This window comes from Methylophilus sp. DMC14 (assembly GCF_056314085.1).
This window is the reverse complement of record NZ_JBQUZA010000001.1, coordinates 244,707-262,622: the sequence shown is the minus strand read 5'-3', so window position 1 is coordinate 262,622 and position 17,916 is coordinate 244,707. Positions and strand designations below refer to the sequence as shown.

The 17,916-nt window shown below is 51.8% G+C and carries 18 protein-coding genes and 1 tRNA gene; 8 read left to right on the top strand and 11 right to left on the bottom strand.

Going from position 1 to position 17,916, the window contains the following annotated elements; genetic code table 11:
- From rpmG to coaBC, 5 genes are all read right to left on the bottom strand, one after another.
- On the bottom strand, positions 1 to 156 hold the full coding sequence (gene rpmG, locus ACT53C_RS01290; protein ID WP_013441158.1) for a 50S ribosomal protein L33: 156 nt from the start codon (positions 154 to 156) through the stop codon (positions 1 to 3).
- Positions 157 to 187: 31 nt separating this feature from the next.
- Complete coding sequence (gene rpmB, locus ACT53C_RS01285) at positions 188 to 424, bottom strand: 50S ribosomal protein L28 (RefSeq protein ID WP_018986249.1); 237 nt, start codon at positions 422 to 424, stop codon at positions 188 to 190.
- A gap of 95 nt (positions 425 to 519) precedes the next feature.
- Positions 520 to 972 (bottom strand): dUTP diphosphatase, encoded by a 453-nt coding sequence (gene dut, locus ACT53C_RS01280; protein WP_194748713.1) that lies wholly within the window; start codon positions 970 to 972, stop codon positions 520 to 522.
- A gap of 123 nt (positions 973 to 1,095) precedes the next feature.
- Positions 1,096 to 3,276 (bottom strand): TonB-dependent receptor family protein, encoded by a 2,181-nt coding sequence (locus ACT53C_RS01275; RefSeq protein WP_476144457.1) that lies wholly within the window; start codon positions 3,274 to 3,276, stop codon positions 1,096 to 1,098.
- Positions 3,277 to 3,378: 102 nt separating this feature from the next.
- Complete coding sequence (gene coaBC / locus ACT53C_RS01270; RefSeq protein ID WP_476144455.1) at positions 3,379 to 4,575, bottom strand: bifunctional phosphopantothenoylcysteine decarboxylase/phosphopantothenate--cysteine ligase CoaBC; 1,197 nt, start codon at positions 4,573 to 4,575, stop codon at positions 3,379 to 3,381.
- A 100-nt stretch (positions 4,576 to 4,675) separates the two neighbouring features.
- Here coaBC and ACT53C_RS01265 point away from each other — a divergent pair, with 100 nt between their 5' ends.
- Both ACT53C_RS01265 and radC read left to right on the top strand, forming a co-directional pair.
- Positions 4,676 to 5,443 carry a hypothetical protein gene (locus tag ACT53C_RS01265; protein ID WP_476144453.1) on the top strand — a complete coding sequence of 256 codons (768 nt, stop codon included), beginning with the start codon at positions 4,676 to 4,678 and terminating at the stop codon, positions 5,441 to 5,443.
- A gap of 19 nt (positions 5,444 to 5,462) precedes the next feature.
- Positions 5,463 to 6,137, top strand: coding sequence for a RadC family protein (radC, locus tag ACT53C_RS01260; RefSeq protein ID WP_476144451.1), 675 nt, complete (start codon positions 5,463 to 5,465; stop codon positions 6,135 to 6,137).
- A gap of 24 nt (positions 6,138 to 6,161) precedes the next feature.
- Here the strand turns inward: radC and ACT53C_RS01255 are convergent.
- Together ACT53C_RS01255 and ACT53C_RS01250 are read right to left on the bottom strand one after the other, a co-directional pair.
- A tRNA-Val gene (locus ACT53C_RS01255) sits at positions 6,162 to 6,237 on the bottom strand.
- Positions 6,238 to 6,384: 147 nt separating this feature from the next.
- Positions 6,385 to 6,585 carry an ANTAR domain-containing protein gene (locus ACT53C_RS01250; protein ID WP_228518840.1) on the bottom strand — a complete coding sequence of 67 codons (201 nt, stop codon included), beginning with the start codon at positions 6,583 to 6,585 and terminating at the stop codon, positions 6,385 to 6,387.
- Positions 6,586 to 6,871: 286 nt separating this feature from the next.
- Between ACT53C_RS01250 and ACT53C_RS01245 the strand changes: the two genes are divergently transcribed.
- From ACT53C_RS01245 to ACT53C_RS01220, 6 genes are all read left to right on the top strand, one after another.
- A complete protein-coding gene (locus ACT53C_RS01245) occupies positions 6,872 to 8,926 on the top strand; it encodes a carbon starvation CstA family protein (RefSeq protein ID WP_476144449.1) in 2,055 nt (684 codons plus the stop codon).
- 12 nt (positions 8,927 to 8,938) lie between these two features.
- Positions 8,939 to 9,127, top strand: coding sequence for a YbdD/YjiX family protein (locus ACT53C_RS01240; protein WP_476144447.1), 189 nt, complete (start codon positions 8,939 to 8,941; stop codon positions 9,125 to 9,127).
- Positions 9,100 to 9,384: a TIGR03643 family protein gene (locus tag ACT53C_RS01235; protein WP_476144445.1), complete on the top strand. Its 285-nt coding sequence runs from the start codon at positions 9,100 to 9,102 to the stop codon at positions 9,382 to 9,384. Before ACT53C_RS01240 ends, ACT53C_RS01235 begins: the two co-directional genes overlap by 28 nt.
- A gap of 103 nt (positions 9,385 to 9,487) precedes the next feature.
- Positions 9,488 to 11,344 carry a dihydroxy-acid dehydratase gene (gene ilvD / locus ACT53C_RS01230; protein ID WP_476144443.1) on the top strand — a complete coding sequence of 619 codons (1,857 nt, stop codon included), beginning with the start codon at positions 9,488 to 9,490 and terminating at the stop codon, positions 11,342 to 11,344.
- Complete coding sequence (locus tag ACT53C_RS01225) at positions 11,344 to 12,279, top strand: D-hexose-6-phosphate mutarotase (RefSeq protein ID WP_194748705.1); 936 nt, start codon at positions 11,344 to 11,346, stop codon at positions 12,277 to 12,279. The genes ilvD and ACT53C_RS01225 overlap by 1 nt, the downstream gene beginning before the upstream one ends.
- Positions 12,280 to 12,483: 204 nt before the next feature.
- On the top strand, positions 12,484 to 12,807 hold the full coding sequence (locus tag ACT53C_RS01220; protein ID WP_194748704.1) for a c-type cytochrome: 324 nt from the start codon (positions 12,484 to 12,486) through the stop codon (positions 12,805 to 12,807).
- Positions 12,808 to 12,882: 75 nt separating this feature from the next.
- On the opposite strand, the gene ACT53C_RS01215 is transcribed toward ACT53C_RS01220, so the two are convergent.
- The 4 genes from ACT53C_RS01215 to purD all read right to left on the bottom strand — a co-directional run bounded on the left by ACT53C_RS01215 (position 12,883) and on the right by purD (position 17,841).
- Complete coding sequence (locus ACT53C_RS01215) at positions 12,883 to 14,277, bottom strand: amino acid permease (protein ID WP_275356348.1); 1,395 nt, start codon at positions 14,275 to 14,277, stop codon at positions 12,883 to 12,885.
- Between the two features lie 68 nt (positions 14,278 to 14,345).
- Positions 14,346 to 15,650 (bottom strand): M18 family aminopeptidase, encoded by a 1,305-nt coding sequence (locus ACT53C_RS01210; RefSeq protein WP_476144440.1) that lies wholly within the window; start codon positions 15,648 to 15,650, stop codon positions 14,346 to 14,348.
- A gap of 1 nt (position 15,651) precedes the next feature.
- Positions 15,652 to 16,566: an oxygen-dependent coproporphyrinogen oxidase gene (gene hemF, locus ACT53C_RS01205; protein WP_476144438.1), complete on the bottom strand. Its 915-nt coding sequence runs from the start codon at positions 16,564 to 16,566 to the stop codon at positions 15,652 to 15,654.
- Between the two features lie 6 nt (positions 16,567 to 16,572).
- Positions 16,573 to 17,841 (bottom strand): phosphoribosylamine--glycine ligase, encoded by a 1,269-nt coding sequence (gene purD / locus ACT53C_RS01200; RefSeq protein WP_194748700.1) that lies wholly within the window; start codon positions 17,839 to 17,841, stop codon positions 16,573 to 16,575.
- Positions 17,842 to 17,916: the final 75 nt, after the last annotated feature.

The following is a 17,916-nucleotide window of genomic DNA, read 5'->3' as shown; positions in this document are numbered from 1 at the left end:
TTATTTCAATTTAGTTTCTTTGTACATGACATGCTTGCGAGCAACTGGATCAAATTTTTTGATCTCCATTTTCTCTGGCATGGTACGTTTGTTTTTAGTAGTGGTATAGAAATGACCTGTACCAGCACTGGATTCCAATTTGATTTTTTCACGCATGATATTGTCCTTTGCTCACTAGTGCTGCGAGTTAGATTTTTTCGCCAGCAGCGCGCAAATCAGCCAATACTGCATCGATACCATTTTTGTCGATGGTACGCAAAGCGGCGTTAGTAATGCGCAGGCTTACCCAGCGGTTTTCGCTCTCAACCCAAAACTTACGGTTTTGCAAGTTAGGCAAGAAACGACGTCTTGTTTTGTTTTGTGCGTGGGAAACGTTGTTACCCACCATTGGTTTTTTACCGGTTACCTGACATACACGTGCCATGGTTGTCTCCAAATACTTTTATCTTTTCAGAAAGAGCGAGATTATAGATTGAAATTTATGATCAAATCAAGCAATTATTGCAACTTTTCAAATAATTAGTGCTTGCCTGTGCTGCCAAAGCCGCCTTCACCGCGTTCACTGCTGGTAAATTCATCCACGATATGAAAATCTGCCTGCACTACCGGCACAATCACCATCTGCGCGATACGTTCCATTGGGTTCAAAATAAACGGTTCTTTACTGCGGTTCCAGCAGGAAACCAGCAGTTGCCCCTGATAGTCAGAGTCAATCAGGCCGACCAGGTTGCCCAATACGATGCCATGTTTATGGCCCAAGCCAGAGCGCGGCAGAATCATGGCAGCGTAATAAGTGTTATCGATATGAATCGCCATACCGGTTGGGATCATGATGGTCTCCCCCGCTTGTATGGTTTGCGTATGTTCAATACACGCTCTTAAATCCAGCCCTGCAGACCCAGGTGTCGCGTAACTTGGCATCATATGATGCAAACGAGGATCAAGGATTTTAAGGTCTACGGTAATTGACATGCGGCTGGCTCCAGAAACTGATTGCGCTATTAAACACGAAATGGCGTCTAAAATCACTAATCGCGGCAAGGCTATTCAATAAAAAAGCCAGCGGATGCTGGCTTTTAAGAGGCGCTTCGTTGATTAAAACTTGTACTGAGCACTTAAGCCCAGCAAATAATTGCGACCCGCGGCAGGCTCAAAGAATAAGCCATTGCCATCATTTACACGTACAGCACCGATATAATTTTTGTCAGTGATGTTTTCAAGGCGCAAATATTCTTTAAATCTCCAGTTGCTGAGGGTTTGCTCGAAACCCGCACGGACATTGAAGATTGTGTAAGAAGGCGCTTTGTCGGAGTTGATGTCGTTGACATACACCTGGCTATTGTAGCGGCCTTCCAGGGCCGAGAAGAATCCCAGCGCAGGATGTCTCCATGCAAGTTCGCCATAAACTTGTGACTTGTAAGTACCTGGAATGCGGTTGCCAGCGTTCACTGTTCCTGTTGTCCCAGCTGCATTAATCACAGTGGTGAATGGATCTTCAAATTTTGCATTGAGCAGGGTATAGGATGCGAAGGCTGTAATATTGTTTTCAAGATTAGCATCTAGCGAAGCTTCAATCCCGGTACGTTTTGTATGCCCTGCATTTTGGTAGCTTGATCTGCCGGAGACTGTCTGTCTGGTAACGATTTCGTTGTCAGTATCCACCTTAAATAGCGTTAGGTTCGCTCTGACGTTATCAGTAATAAAGGCTTTAGCACCTAACTCAATATTACGGCTTTCGGCAGCTTTCAAGGCAAGGTTGGGTTTACTGGCAACACCTGTAGTCACATTGTCGAAAGCAGCTTCAATAAATGTCGGTGTTTCAAAGCCCTTGCCAAAGTTGGCATACAAGTTAATTTTTTCGGTGGCTTTCCATATCACGCCAATGACAGGTGTTGTTTTTTGATAATAAACTGAGCCACTGTTATCACCATTCACGCTTAGTAGATTGTCTTTAACTTTTAATTTGACTTTAGTATGTCTGGCCCCTGCATGAATGTCCAATGTTGGGCTTAAGCTCAGATTGGTTTGAACATATTGGTCGAAGTTGCTGACCTCGTTGATTTCATCACGATTGAGGCTATTGACATTAAAACCATTGTTCAGAATATTCGTATCCACGCGATCATCAGAAGATTTTCCATAGGTCATCCCCACACTCAGCTTGTAAGGAAGATTGGCCAAATAACCGCTATTGTCCCATCTTGCATCTGTGCCGTAGAACTCTCTATTAATTGTGCTCAATCTGGCGCAGGTGCCACGAAGTGGATCAGATGAACTACAAAAGTTTGTGGCTGAGCCTGATCCACGTAAAACAGTAGCTGTTGCAGTTGTTGTTAAAATTTGCGCATTATTTCTGTTGCCAACGTAGGGCGTGACTGTGATTTTATTATTTGCGTTAAACGCATGCTCAATATTAAATCCCACTTGGGTGTGGTCTCTTTTCACACTGGTATTAGCGAATAAAGCAGCGGGGACCACGTCTTTACGTGTTGAGTTTGAGAATGCACGCGCACGATCCAATCCCAGAGGGTCCTGTGCTTCCTGATCGAACCAGTTAACTAAAGTGGTGACTTTGGTATCTTCTGTGAGGTTGAATTTGAATTTGGCAGTAGCCATCTGCTTGTTGCTTGCGCTATTCGCTCTGTAACCATCAGACTCGAAGTTGGAAACATTCAGCATGTATTCCATCCCTTCAAGCTGGCCGGAGGCTTCCAAGATGTTGCGTTTGGTGTCATAGCTGCCAAACATTGCGGTTGCACCTAGTGTTGGCGTTGCAGGGGCATCTTGGGTGAACATTTGAATTACGCCACCGGACGAGTTGCCGTAAAGCGAAGAGAATGGCCCGCGCATGACTTCTATACTTTTAATTGCTGACAGGTCAACTACGCCGGGTTGGCCTTGGCCATCTGGCATGGTCAGCGGGATGCCGTCGACATAAATACGAATGCCACGCACCCCAAACGATGAACGTGCACCAAAACCCCGGCTGGAAATTTGTGGGTCTTGCGCCTGCTGCGTGCGGTTTTGCGCGGTAATGCCGGGTACGCGAATCAGACTTTCCGAGAGGTTGATCTGCAGCTGGCCATCTTTGATGTTTTTTTGCTCTACGACGTCAATCGCGACCGGGAGGTCAAAGCTGTTTTGTGCTTGTCGGGTGGCTGTGACCACAATCGGGGACAGGGTGACGGCTTTTTCTTCATCTGCCAATCCGCTGGTTGGGGCGGTGAAGGCGGTGGCGATGGCCATCGATAAAGGCGTGAGGCGGAATACGCGCATGTTCAAACTTTCTACTTAAAATCGAATCGCGCGATTGTAAGCTGTGCGTAAGCTTTCGCTCCTCAGTATTTTCATGAAAATACTGAGGAGGCCTGAAGATATTTAATGTGGATCAAGTCTCGCATGCAGGTGGCAGAGAATCTCGAACGCGATATTGATTTTTTCATCAGCTTGCAGGGGTGTTTCAGCTTGATCATCTATGATGGTCACCGTGTTGTGGTCGCTGCCCATGGCCGAATTGGCATGATTCGCCACAATCATGGGAATCCGCTTCGCCAGCCGTTTTTGTCGGGCGTGTTCGAGTATTTGTTCTGACTCTGCTGCAAAACCGACACAATAAGGCGGATTAGGCAAGGACGCGACATCTGCCAGAATGTCTTTGTTTTTTATGAGTGTTAAGGTAAGTGTAGACTCACTCTTTTTGATTTTCTGCGTTGATATTTGTTGTGGTCGGTAGTCTGCCACGGCGGCGACGGCAATAAATACATCTTGGTTGGCAATATGCTGCATCACGGTTTGATACATCTCACCGGCGCTGCCGGCGAAGCAGGCTTGGCTGACTTCGGGAGGCGTGACTTGATGGTGGCCATAGATTAGCGTGACCGTTGCGCCCATACGGGTGGCGGCTTGCGCCAGAGCAAAGCCCATTTTGCCACTGCTCAGGTTGGTGATGCCACGCACCGGATCCAGCATTTCCATGGTCGCACCTGCGGTTATCAGGATGTTTTTTCCAGCCAATAACTTGGGTGTGAAAAAACGGGTGAGGGCCTCCAGCAGGTGATCCGGCTCCAGCATTCTGCCTTGTCCGACTTCGCCACATGCCTGCTCACCGCTGTCCGGCCCCAGGACGGTGACGCCATCTTGCCTGAGTTGTTGCACGTTGCGCTGGGTCGCCGCATTCTCCCACATTTGTCTGTTCATGGCGGGTGCAACCAGAAGTGGGCACTCACGTGCAAGGCATAAGGTGGAGAGCAGGTCGTTGGCAAAGCCATGCGCCAGTTTGGCCATAAAATCGGCACTGGCTGGTGCAACCAGGATGGCATCTGCCTGACGGCTGAGCTCAATGTGCGGCATGCCATTGGCGATACGCTGATCCCAGCTATCTATAAACACAGGTTGCCCGGACAAGGCTTGCAAGGTGGTTGGGGTGATAAAGTGGGTGGCTGCTTCAGTCATCACCACTTGTACATGGTGGCCTTGTTTAACCAGCAAGCGCACCAATTCTGCTGTTTTGTAAGCAGCGATGCCGCCAGTGACGCCCAGCAGAATATTTAAAGGTTTTGCGTAGATCGCATTCATGGCAAGTATTTTAACTGCAAAAGCGCGCATCGAAGCATTTTTGAGCGCCGCTGGCTGTCTTTAAACATGTTAACATCTATCCATCCTTTGGGTGGCAGGCATGATAAAGACAGTCCGAATTTTCTTCTGGGTAGTAGTGGTGAGTGCGGCTTTATTGCAGCTTTGGCAAGAGTACGAAGTCCTGCAATGGCGGCATTCGCTCAAGGTGGCTTTATATCCGGTCAATGCCGATGGCTCTGCGACTTCAGCCGCGTATATTGCCAGTTTGCGTGCTGAGGATTTTGAACAGTTGGCCGCCTTTTTCTCGCGGGAGGCTGCCAAATATCAATTGCCCTTGAGGCGGCCAATCACGTTTTATCTTGGCCCGGAAATTCATCAGGTGCCGCCTGCGCCACCCGCAGTGAGTGCGCCGTTGCATGAGATTATTTTGTGGAGTCTGCAATTTCGCTGGTTTGGCTGGCGGCATCAGCCGGAGGTTGGCGTCCCGCTAGACATCAAGTTGTATCTGCTCTACCACGATCCGGCCCGGCAGCGCCATTTACGGCACTCCACCGCCTTGCACAAAGGCCGCATCGGCCGTGTCAATTTGTTTGCCGAAAACAGCCAGCACTCTGTGAATGCTGTCATTGTAGCGCATGAGCTGCTGCATACCCTGAGTGCCACAGATAAATACGACCTCAACACCCATCAGCCCCAGTTTCCGCAGGGATACGCAGAGCCCTATGCCCAGCCGCTTTATCCGCAATCCATGGCCGAGCTGATGGCGGGCCAGATCCCTCAATCTGCGCAAACCTCGCGCATGGCAAAAAGTTTGGATGAAGTGGTGATTGGCCGACCAACAGCACGTGAGATCGGTTGGCTGCATTAGGCGATAAAAGGGGGGCAACATGGCAATTACAGATTGGCCGGAACAGGAGCGGCCACGCGAAAAATTGCTGCGCACCGGCGCAGTGTCATTATCGGACGCAGAGTTATTGGCGATTTTCTTGCGTGTTGGGGTGGCTGGTAAAACCGCTGTGGATTTGGCGAGAGAGTTGTTGCAACATTTTCATAGCCTGAATGGCGTGTTTTCAGCAGATCTTAAACAGATGTCACGGGTGTCTGGCATGGGGGTGAGTAAATATTGCCAGTTGCAGGCGGTGCTGGAAATGAGCAAGCGGGCCTTGGGCGAAACCTTGCAGCAAAATGACAGTTTTCGCTCGCCACGCCAGGTGAAGGATTATTTGCAGTTACAACTGTCGGCCTTGCAGCGCGAAGTGTTTGGTATTTTGTTTTTAGATGCGCAAAATCGGCTGATCGCCTATGAAACCTTATTCGAAGGCAGCTTGATGCAAACCAATGTTTATCCGCGTGAGGTGGTTAAACGTGCGCTGGCGCTCAATGCGGCCGCGGTGATCCTGAGCCATAATCATCCCGGTGGGGTCGCCAGTCCGAGTCGAGCCGATGAGCAATTAACCCACAGTTTGAAAGAAGCATTGATGCTGGTGGATGTGAAAGTGCTGGATCACATTATCGTCGCCAAGCAAGAGACGTTTTCTTTTAGCGAACATGGGATGATTTGAAGCTGATCTGCTGAAGGCTGGGAGTGGTGGGTGCTAACGGGGTCGAACCGCTGACATTCGCCTTGTAAGGGCGACGCTCTACCAACTGAGCTAAGCACCCGTGCCTTGCAACGAAGCGCGCATTATACCGAAACTCTTTTTTAGTGCAAGCAGTTGCCCGGAATAAATGTGAAAGACTGCAGATGTTGACGCGGCTGATGGATCACCCCAAACCGCCAAGGACGATTCCGGTGCAAGGATGGTGGCTTTAGGTGGTGAGTCGTTTGGTGATGTTAACTAACTGTAGCGAAATATCGGCGATGCCGGTTTTACGCTTAAAAGCCATTTCAGCCAGGAGTGAATAAGCCTGGTCTTCGCTGAGATCGCGCTGATGCATGAGAATGTCACGCGCGCTATCCACCAACTTCTGGTCTTCAAGACTCAGAATGTCGCGTGGAACGGGAGGCATGCCAGAAGCCATAACAGAATTGGGTGGTCTCATTGATCGTTTAATCAGATTATTACTGCTAGAGTTTTAGCAAACTGTATGCCAGCTGGATAAGCTTTGATAACAATATGATTCTAATCAGGAAACAGGCGGGACCTTTCTTTTTTGATGGCGGCGCTGTTCTAACTAGTCTGCACCACCACAGTGCAGTTGCACCAGTTCGCTAGGAGGAGTGGGCCTGTGTAGAGTTTTGCGCAGATGAGCGCTTTTTGTTACAGTGCAGAGATTAAAAAAGGGAAGAAATGGCATGTTAAAAGGGTTGTTGGGGCAGGTGTTTTGGGGATTGCTGGCACTCTTGGGGGCTACCGCTTTTGCACAAATTGCCTGGTGGCGTGGAGAAACATTGAATGCACTGTGGCTGATCACTGCGGCAGTGTGTGTTTACCTGATTGCCTATCGTTTTTATGCGGCCTGGATTGCGGCCAAAGTGCTGAGTATTGATGCCACCCGGGCCACGCCGGCCGAGCGGTTGAATAATGGCCGCGATTATGTGCCCACGCATCGCTGGGTGGTCTTCGGTCATCACTTTGCGGCCATTGCCGGACCAGGTCCTTTGGTTGGGCCTACCCTGGCGGCACAATTCGGATTTTTGCCAGGCACCTTATGGATACTGATCGGGGCTGTGCTGGGCGGCGCAGTGCAGGATATGGTCACGCTGTTTTTATCTACCCGCCGCGATGGCCGCAGTCTGGGGCAAATGGCGCGAGATGAAATCGGCGCTATTGGTGGAACCGCCGCCATGATTGCAACGTTGGTCATCATGATTATTTTGATCGCAGTGCTGGGTCTGGTCGTGGTCAACGCCATGAAACACAGCCCCTGGGGTACGTCGACGGTTGCCGCGACCATTCCTATTGCCATGGTCGTCGGTGTCTATATACGTTATCTGCGTCCGGGGCGTGTGCTTGAGGCGTCGTTGTTGGGCGTGGCTTTGCTGCTTGGTTCAGTGATGTTGGGTGGCTGGGTTGATCATCATCCTACCCTGGCGGCGCTATTTGACCATGAAGGCTTGCCGTTGGCGTTTAGCGTGATTGCCTATGGCTTTGCCGCGGCTGTGTTGCCGGTGTGGTTGTTGCTGGCCCCCCGCGATTATTTATCGACTTATATGAAGCTGGGCACGGTCATGATGCTGGCTGTGGCGATTTTATGGTTACGGCCCGAGATACACATGCCCGCGATTACGCCGTTTATTGACGGCACGGGGCCGATTTTTGGCGGCAAGTTGTTTCCGTTTGTGTTTATTACGATTGCCTGCGGCGCGATTTCTGGCTTTCATGCCTTGATTGCCAGCGGTACCACGCCCAAGCTGATTTCCAGTGAGGGCGATATCCGCATGATCGGTTATGGCGCCATGTTGCTAGAGAGTTTTGTTGCCATCATGGCCATGATCGCGGCAACGGTGTTGGAGCCTGGTGTCTATTTTGCGATTAACAGCCCGGCAGGCGTGGTCGGTAAAGAGGCGCTGGATGTTGTGAATACCATCAGCAGTTGGGGCTATCCGGTCACGGTGGAACAGATGCAGCATCTGGCAAGTGCGATGGGGGAAACGACCTTGTTTGCCCGCACCGGGGGCGCACCTAGCTTGGCGGTGGGCATGGCCAGTATTCTGGGCACGGTCTTCGGGGAGCATTTGCTGGCCTTGTGGTATCACTTCGCCATCATGTTTGAGGCCATCTTCATTCTCACCACGCTCGATGCAGGCACACGCGTGGGTCGCTTTATGCTGCAAGACATGTTGGGTAACTTGCATCCCAAATTAGGGGAAACCTCCTACACGCCGTCAGTGGTGCTAACCAGCGCGTTGATCGTCGCTGGCTGGGGTTATTTCCTCTATATCGGGGTGATTGACCCGAATGGCGGGGTCAATATTTTATGGCCGCTGTTTGGGATAGCCAACCAGATGCTGGCTGCGATTGCCCTGTCGGTTGCCACTGGGATCTTGATCAAGTCTGGCCGCGCGAATAAGGCCTGGATCACTGCGTTGCCCTTGGTCTGGTTGCTGGTAGTGACCACCAGTGCGGCTTACGAGAAGATTTTTAGTCAGGATATCCGGGTCGGTTTTTTTGCGGCCGCGAATGATTTGGCGCAGAAGCTGTCTACAGGGGTATTGCCGCCAGAAAAGGCGGCTGTTGCGCCGCAACTGATTTTTAACCAGCAGTTAGATGCCTGGCTCACCTTGTTTTTTGTGACCATGCTGTGGGTGGTGGTAGTGGATATGGTCAGGATGAGTAGACGTAGCCTGGCCGGTTTGCCCGTAAGTCGAAGTCATGAAGCGGCGTACGTGGCGACTAAACTGGGCTAGAGGATGAACATCATGCGATTGCTCAAGCAACTATGGCAGCGCGTTAGACAGCTTTCTGGCGACGATGCTTATGAACGCTATCTGGCACATTATGCCGAGCATCATGCGCATTTGCCTGATGCGCCGCCTCCGCTAGGGCGGGCAGCATTTTTCAAACAATGGCAGGATCAGAAATGGACAGGCGTCAAACGGTGTTGTTAGCTGAAATGGATCCAGGGGATATTTCGCGCATTATTGAGATGGCGTGGGAGGATCGTACGCCTTTCGAGGCAATTGCCAGCCAGTTTAGGCTCAGGCAGGCAGACGTGATTATCCTCATGCGGCAGCAATTAAGTTCGGCTGCATTTATTGCCTGGCGTAAACGTACGCGTGGCCAACATACCAAGCACCAGGCGCTACGCAGCCCGGCGGTGAGCCGGCATTGCTCGTCCTATCAACACAAGCAATACCGTCCTTAGCATTTTTTATCGCACGCCGCGAATGTAACAAAGCTGTTTCAGCCGCACATGCGGCTACGGATTCAGTTAAAATAGGATTTTAACGTCAATCCTAGTGTTTCCCATGCCTAAATACCGTTCTCACACGACTACCCAAGGTCGTAACATGGCTGGTGCCCGCGCCTTGTGGCGTGCCACTGGTATGAAAGATGAAGATTTTTCCAAACCGATTATCGCGGTGGCTAACTCGTTTACGCAGTTTGTTCCTGGCCACGTGCATTTAAAAGATATGGGCCAACTGGTTGCCCGTGAAATTGAAAAAGCGGGTGGCGTAGCCAAGGAATTTAATACGATTGCTGTCGATGACGGTATCGCCATGGGGCATGGAGGCATGCTCTACAGCCTGCCTAGCCGTGATTTGATTGCTGACAGTGTTGAGTATATGGTGAATGCGCACTGTGCGGATGCGCTGGTGTGTATCTCCAACTGTGACAAGATCACGCCGGGCATGTTGATGGCGGCATTACGCTTGAATATCCCTGTCGTATTTGTCTCTGGTGGGCCGATGGAAGCCGGTAAAGTGAACTGGCAAGGCCAGATACGCAAGCTGGATTTGGTCGATGCCATGGTCGAAGCCGCGGATAGTCATGTCAGTGATGAAGAGGTGGCAGAGGTAGAACGTTCTGCGTGCCCAACCTGCGGTTCCTGTTCGGGCATGTTTACCGCCAACTCGATGAACTGTCTGACTGAAGCCCTGGGTTTAAGTTTGCCAGGCAATGGTTCTACACTCGCCACCCATGCTGCGCGCAAGCAGTTGTTCTTGCAAGCGGGTCGACTGATTGTTGAGCTGGCAAAACGCCACTACGAGCAGGATGATTACAGTGTGTTGCCACGCAATATCGCGACCATGCAAGCGTTTGAGAACGCCATGAGTCTGGATGTGGCCATGGGCGGCTCTACCAATACCGTCTTGCATTTGCTGGCGGCTGCACATGAAGCCGGTGTCGATTTCACCATGAAAGACATCGACCGCATCTCACGTCAGGTGCCGTGCGTTTCCAAAGTGGCGCCAGCAACCAGCAAATATCACATGGAAGATGTGCATCGTGCCGGTGGCGTGATGGGCATCCTGGCCGAGCTGAATCGTGCCGGTGTCATCCATACGGGCGTGCCAACCGTTCATAGTGCAACCATGGGCGAAGCGCTGGCCAAATGGGACATTATGACCACGCAGGATGAGGACGTGAAAAAGTTTTATCGTGCTGCGCCAGGTGGCATTTCAACCACCATCGCGTTCAGCCAGAGCATGTTGTGGCCAGAGCTGGATAATGACCGTGAAAACGGCTGTATCCGCGACAAGGCGCATGCCTACTCGCTGGATGGTGGGCTGGCCGTGCTCTATGGCAATATTGCGCAAGACGGCTGTATTGTGAAAACAGCAGGCGTGGATGACAGTATTCTTAAATTCACCGGGCGCGCCCGTGTATTTGAAAGCCAGGACTCTGCCGTGGAAGCCATTCTCAACGACAAGATTGTGGCCGGGGATGTCGTGGTGATTCGCTATGAAGGGCCGCGTGGCGGGCCGGGCATGCAAGAAATGCTTTATCCGACCTCCTACCTCAAGTCCAAAGGGTTGGGTAAAGCTTGTGCCTTGCTGACTGATGGCCGTTTCTCAGGTGGTACATCCGGCCTGAGTATTGGGCATGCCTCGCCAGAAGCTGCTGAAGGCGGTGCGATCGGCCTAGTGCAGGAAGGCGACACCATAGAAATTGATATTCCGAATCGCACCATACACCTGGCGGTGACTGATGAAGAAATGGCGCACCGCCGAGCCAATATGGAGGCCAAAGGCGCCCAGGCATGGAAACCGCTGAACCGTGAGCGTCTGGTATCGCCTGCCTTGCGCGCTTATGCCGCCATGAGCACCAGTGCCGCCAAAGGCGCCGTGCGTGATGTGACCCAGATCGAAAGGGGAAGATAATGAACGACGAATGTAGCATCCTCGCCAAAAGCATGGAAATGACCAAGCGCATGAAGTTGCATGCGCATGTCAATCAATGGCAAGACGAAAACGGTCTGCAATATCTCGAAATTGATAATCCGCTGGCGACCGGCAAGATTGCCTTGCAGGGCGCACATGTCATGCACTGGCAACCCAAGTTCCTTTCACACCCGGTTTTATGGTTGTCCAGCAATGCGCGTTATGTCAAAGGGCGTTCTATCCGTGGTGGCGTCCCCATTTGCTGGCCGTGGTTTGGCGCGCACCCTACCGACAGCACTTTGTGTCCGCATGGCTTTGCGCGCGTGATTCCCTGGCGAGTCATGGATATTGACGCGACGCCAACCGGTGCCACCCGCATCATTCTCGAAATGCAGCAAACGCCAGAAGCACAACGTCAGTTGTCCTATCCTTATGAGCTGACGCTGACCATTACTATTGGCCGCCGCTTGCGGATTGATCTGGCGACCACCAATCTGGCTGAGCATCCATTTGTGATTAGTGAAGCCTTTCACACCTATTTTAATGTCAGTGATTTATCCAATATCAAAATTACCGGCATGCAAGATTTGGTTTATCTGGATAAGCTACTCAAATACGAGCGCAACGTCGAGCACAACCCATTGAGCTTTGACGGCCACGAATATGACCGTGTTTATGTCGATCACAGCTCTGATTGTTCTATCCATGACAGCGGCTATAATCGCATCATCCATGTGTCCAAATCCGGCAGTGATACCACGGTTGTCTGGAATCCTGGTGCCGATAAGGCTGCGACCATGGGCGATATGGGCGTGGGCGAAGAGTGGCGCAAGACCATTTGTGTGGAAACAACCAACGCGCTGGATAATATGGTGGTGATTAATCCTGGCCGCAAACATGTCCTGAGCGCCGAGTATTCGATCGAGACCCTGTAACCTTGTTGTGACACGTGTCAACCATCTTGTTTCACGTGCGTTTTTAGGGTGTTGGCAAAACGCCAAACTGGTTCAAATTATCAATACGGCCTCGTATTTTAGCGGTTTTACTATTGTAGATTTTGGCTGGTCAGGTAAGATGCCACATGCACGAAAATTGCATTTCGGGGTTCTATTTATTTAGAGGATATTCAAGGAGATCGCATGAAAGTTTTATTATCCGCAATCGCAGCAGCGACCATGTTGATGGCTGGTTCTGCTCACGCTGTTGACGCTGCCGCTGCTAAAGCATTGGCACAAAAAAGCGGCTGTTTGGCTTGCCACAGTGTGGATGCTAAAGTATTGGGCCCAGCTTACAAAGATGTTGCTGCTAAATACAAAGGCGACAAAGGTGCTGAAGCTAAATTGATCGCTAAAGTTAAAGCGGGTGGTAGCGGTGTTTGGGGCAATATTCCAATGCCAGCAAACAGCCCACAAGTGAAAGACGAAGACATCAAAACCATTGTTGAATGGGTATTGTCTCTGTAATTCCAGCGTTGCTGTGAATCAAAAAAGCCGACTCAAACGTCGGCTTTTTTATTGCTGCTCGCGCGGGCTAAATGATTAGCGCAAGCGGCTGTGTCTGAGTGAGTAAACAAAATAGAACACCACGCCCACCACCGCCCACAAGCCAAAGCGATGCCAGGTTGAGGCGGGTAAAAACGACATCAGCGCACCGCAGGTGATGACACCTCCGAGTGGGATCAGCGGATTAAAAGGATTTTTGAACGGCCGCGGTAAGTCTGGATGGGTCTGACGCAAGCGGATCACGCCAATGCAGACCATAATGAAACTGGCTAGCGTCCCGATATTGACCGTTTCTGCCAATTCGCCGAGCGGGATAAAACCGGCCACGATGGAAACCACCGTTCCGCAAAGCAAGATAATTTTACTGGGTGTTTGGCGGTCAGGATTCACTGCTGAAAATACCGGGGAAATCAGGCCGTCGCGGCTCATGGCAAATAAAATACGTGTCAGGCCGTAGAGCAGCACCAGCAGCACAGTAATCAAGCCAGCCAGCACGCCAGTCGCCACCAGTGTGGATGACCAGGTATAACCCAGTTTGGTCAATGCATAAGCCACGGGTGACGAGGTATTCAGCTCGTGATAAGGAATCACACCGGTCAGCGTGCCAGAGACGATGATATAAATAATGGTACAAAATGATAGTGAAGCGATCAGCCCAATCGGTAAGTCGCGTTGTGGCAGTTTGCATTCTTCGGCCGCGGTTGACACAGCATCAAAGCCAAAATAGGCAAAAAAGACCAGCGAGGCGCCAGCCAGTACGCCAATATTTTTGCCATTGTCCAGCGTTTCAAACCAGCCAAACGGCATAAATGGCAGCCAGTTTTCGGTGTGAATATGACCCACGGACAAGGCGAGAAAAATCGCAATCGTGGACAGTTTGATAATCACCATCAGGTTATTGGCTCGCGCACTTTCCTTGACGCCGACCATGAGTAGCAGGGTCAGTACCCAGATAATGGCAAAGGCTGGCAGGTTGATGGTGCCGCCTAACACCGGTGCCTTGGTCAGGTGCGCTGGCAAGTGTAGCCCGAGGTTGCTCAAGGTGTTTACAAAGTAACCTGCCCAGCCATTGGCAACCGCTGCAGCGCCAACGCCATACTCCAGTAATAGCATCCATCCCATCATCCATGCAGCAAACTCGCCAAACGCGACATAGCTGTAACCATAGGCGCTGCCAGAGCCGCCAACTGAAGACGAGAGTTCGGCATAAGATAACGCCGCAAATCCTGCAGCGATGGCCGCAATAATAAATGAAAGGACGACGGCAGGGCCAGATTGGGTCGCGGCCGCGATACCGGTCAGGACAAAAATGCCGGTACCGATGGCGCCACCGATGCCTAGCAAGGCCAGGTCAAAGGCGGTTAAACATTTTTTCAGGCCGGTATGCGCATGTGGTTGGATAGGTTTTTTGCGCAATAATTGTTCTAGCATTGATTGTTTCTCCCCATGTCTGCCTAGGGTAAAGCAATCGTTGTACCAGCGTCAATGCTGCTGATGGATTAGCTCGCGTAATGCCGGCTGAGTGTGGCAATCATGTAGCCATGATCGAGCACACCCGCACTTTCGCGCAGGCTGTGCATGGCCCACATCGGGTTACCGACATCGACGGTGGCGATGCCTAATTGCGCTGCCATGATGGGCCCTATGGTGCTGCCGCAGCCTAAATCGGTGCGGTGCGCATATTGTTGATAGGGGACCTCCGCTTGTTCACACAAGTGGATAAAGCGCGCAGCCGTGACGGCATTGGTGCTGTAGCGCTGGTTGGCATTGGTTTTAATGACCGGGCCCTGGTTGACTTGCACATGGTGACACGGTTCATAGCTGCCGGCATGATTGGGGTGAAAGGCATGTGCCATATCGGCACTGATAAAAAAACTGTTGGCAAAGCTGCGCAGTTTGTCTTCTGGCGTGAGATGAGTGCTATGACAAATCCGCTCAATCACATCCAGCAAAAAGCTGCCACCCGCCCCCGTGGCGCTTTCAGAGCCCACCTCTTCGTGGTCAAACAGTGCACAAATAGAGGTCGCCTGCGGCGTTTCGGTGCCTAACAGGGCTTCCAACGCGGCATGGCACGAAGCCAGGTTGTCCAGTTGGCTGTTGGCAATGAATTCTTGTTCCATGCCCCAGAAACTGCCGCGCTGGGTGTCATAAAACGTGAGGTCCCAGCCAGCAATGACGTCTGCGGGCACGGCCAGTTTGCCGGCGAGTGTATCAATCAGCAATTGTTTGGCTTCGGAGCTGTTGGCTGCGTGACCAAAAATCAAGGGCAGACCGGTTTGCTTGTTGAGTACCAGGCCTTTTTCATTCACTTCGCGGTTCATGTGTATGGCCAGATTGGGCAGACGTGCCATCGGCTGCTCCAATTTGACCAGACGCGTTTGCAGGCCCTCAGGGGTGCGGAGCACCACACGACCGGCCAGACTCAGGTCGCGGTCGGTAAAAGTGGCCAGAATGGGGCCGCCATAGACTTCTACCCCTAGTTGCGCCAGACCTTCTGTGCTGTAAGCTGCATGCGGTTTCAGGCGCAGGCCGGGTGAGTCGGTATGCGCGCCGACAATGCGCAGACCGCTGTCGGCAAGGGCTTGTTGACCAAGCATAAAGGCAATGATGGAGCCGCCATCACGCACTACGAAATATTTACCCCCTGCCTTGAATTGCCAAGGTTCGTTTTCACGCAGGTTTTTAAAGCCATGCGCCTTGAGTCGGCTTGCGACCGTGTCTACCGCGTGCCAAGGGCTGGGGCTTTGATCAATAAAATCCAGCAGGGCTTGCGCGTGTTGTCTGGCTTCTACTGAAACTTGCATATTAAACCCAGTCCTTTTCAATCAAAAAGTCAGTATACAGTTTGGCCTCTGCGCTACGGGCTTCAGGTTTCCAGTCATAGCGCCATTTAACGATGGGTGGCATAGAGAGCAAGATGGACTCTGTACGGCCATTGGACTGTAACCCAAAGATCGTGCCGCGATCAAAAATCAGGTTGAACTCAACATAACGGCCTCTGCGATAAGCCTGGAAATCGCGTTCGCGTTCGCCAAAAGGCGTCTCTTTACGCCGTTGCACAATAGGCAAATAGGCATTGATAAAGGCATCGCCCACTGCACGTTGCAAGGCAAAGCTTTTTTCAAAGCCTAATTCACTAAAGTCATCAAAAAAGACACCGCCGATTCCGCGCGGCTCCTTGCGATGCTTGAGGAAAAAGTAAGCATCACAGTCTTTTTTGAATTTTGGGTAATAATCGGCGCCAAAGGCAGCCAGCGCTTCTTTATTGACGCGGTGAAAGTGGATGCAATCGTCTTCAAAGCCATAGTAAGGCGTCAGATCCATGCCGCCGCCAAACCACCAGATATCCTCTTCACCCGCCTGTTGCGCCCGCGCGACAAAAAAACGCACATTCATGTGTACGGTCGGCACATAGGGGTTGTGCGGGTGAAACACCAGGGAGACGCCCATGGCCTCCCAGGGGCGGCCCGCTGCTTCGGGATGTGCGACGCTGGCCGCAGGCGGCAGCTTGTTGCCGAGCACATGTGAAAAGCCAACCCCAGCCCGCTCAAACACGTTGCCGCCTTCGAGCAGGCAAGAGTTCCCGCCCCCACCTTCAGGGCGCTGCCAGCTATCCTGCAAAAAGGTTTTGCCATCGACGAGTTCAATGGCTTCGACAATACGGGCCTGCAAGCCTTGCAGGTAATCAAAGACGGCCTGGGGTTGGATCTGGTTTGTCATGACAGCTTAGTTTTTGATGGCGCGGTAACCGATATCTTTACGGTACTGAGCACCGTCGAACTGGATTTGTTCCAGTACTTTATAAGCTTGCTGTTGCGCAAACTTGACCGTTTCGCCCAAGGCCGTCACACACAAGACGCGACCGCCACTGGTGACTACCTTGCCGTCCTTGAGGGTGGTGCCAGCGTGGAACACATGACCATCCTGTACGTCTTTCGGCAAGCCATGAATTTCATCGCCCAATCTGGGGGTATCCGGGTAATTGGCGCTTGCCATCACCACACCCAAGGCAAAACGTCTGTCCCATTCTGCTTGTGCCTGGTCCAGCGTGCCATTGACTGCGTGTTCAGCCAGTTCGACCAGATCTGATTTCAGGCGCATCATGATGGGCTGCGTTTCGGGATCACCCATGCGGCAGTTGAACTCCAGTGTTTTCACATCGCCTGCCGGGGTAATCATCAACCCGGCGTATAGAAAGCCGGTATACGGGATGCCATCTTTGGCCATGCCTTCAACGGTAGGCACAATAATCTCGCGCATGGCTTTGGCGTGGATCTCTGGCGTCACCACTGGCGCAGGCGAGTAAGCGCCCATGCCGCCGGTGTTGGGGCCTTGGTCGGCATCAAGCAGGCGTTTGTGGTCCTGGCTGGTGGCGAGTGGCAAGATGTTTTTGCCATCGACCATGACCATGAAGCTGGCTTCTTCGCCAGTCAAAAATTCTTCAATGACTACGCGTGCACCGGCATCGCCAAGCTTATTGTCAGCCAGCATTGCATCGACGGCGGCATGCGCTTCTTCCAGTGTCATGGCAACCACCACGCCTTTGCCGGCCGCCAGGCCGTCCGCCTTGATAACGATGGGTGCGCCATTGGCATCAATGTAGGCATGCGCTGGTGCGACCTCGCTGAAGGTCTGGTATTTGGCGGTAGGGATGTTGTGGCGGACCATAAATGCTTTGGCAAAATCCTTGGAACTTTCCAATTGTGCCGCTGCTTTAGTCGGGCCAAAAATCTTCAGGTCAGCGGCGCGGAATGCATCGACCACGCCTTGCGATAACGGGGCTTCCGGGCCAACAATGGTCAGGGCAATCTGCTCATCTTCGGCAAATTTCACCAACTCATCGATTTTGGTTATCGGCACATTGATCATGTCAGGATTTGTCGCGGTGCCTGCATTACCGGGAGCAACATAAACGCGGCTCACTGCTTTGTTTTGTGCGGCTTTCCAGGCCAGTGCGTGCTCACGACCGCCAGAACCAATCACTAAAATTTTCATCTTTTATTACCTGATTAAGTTTGAGCCACAGAGAACTCAGAAGACACAGAGTAGCAATCAATAGCGGAATGCTTT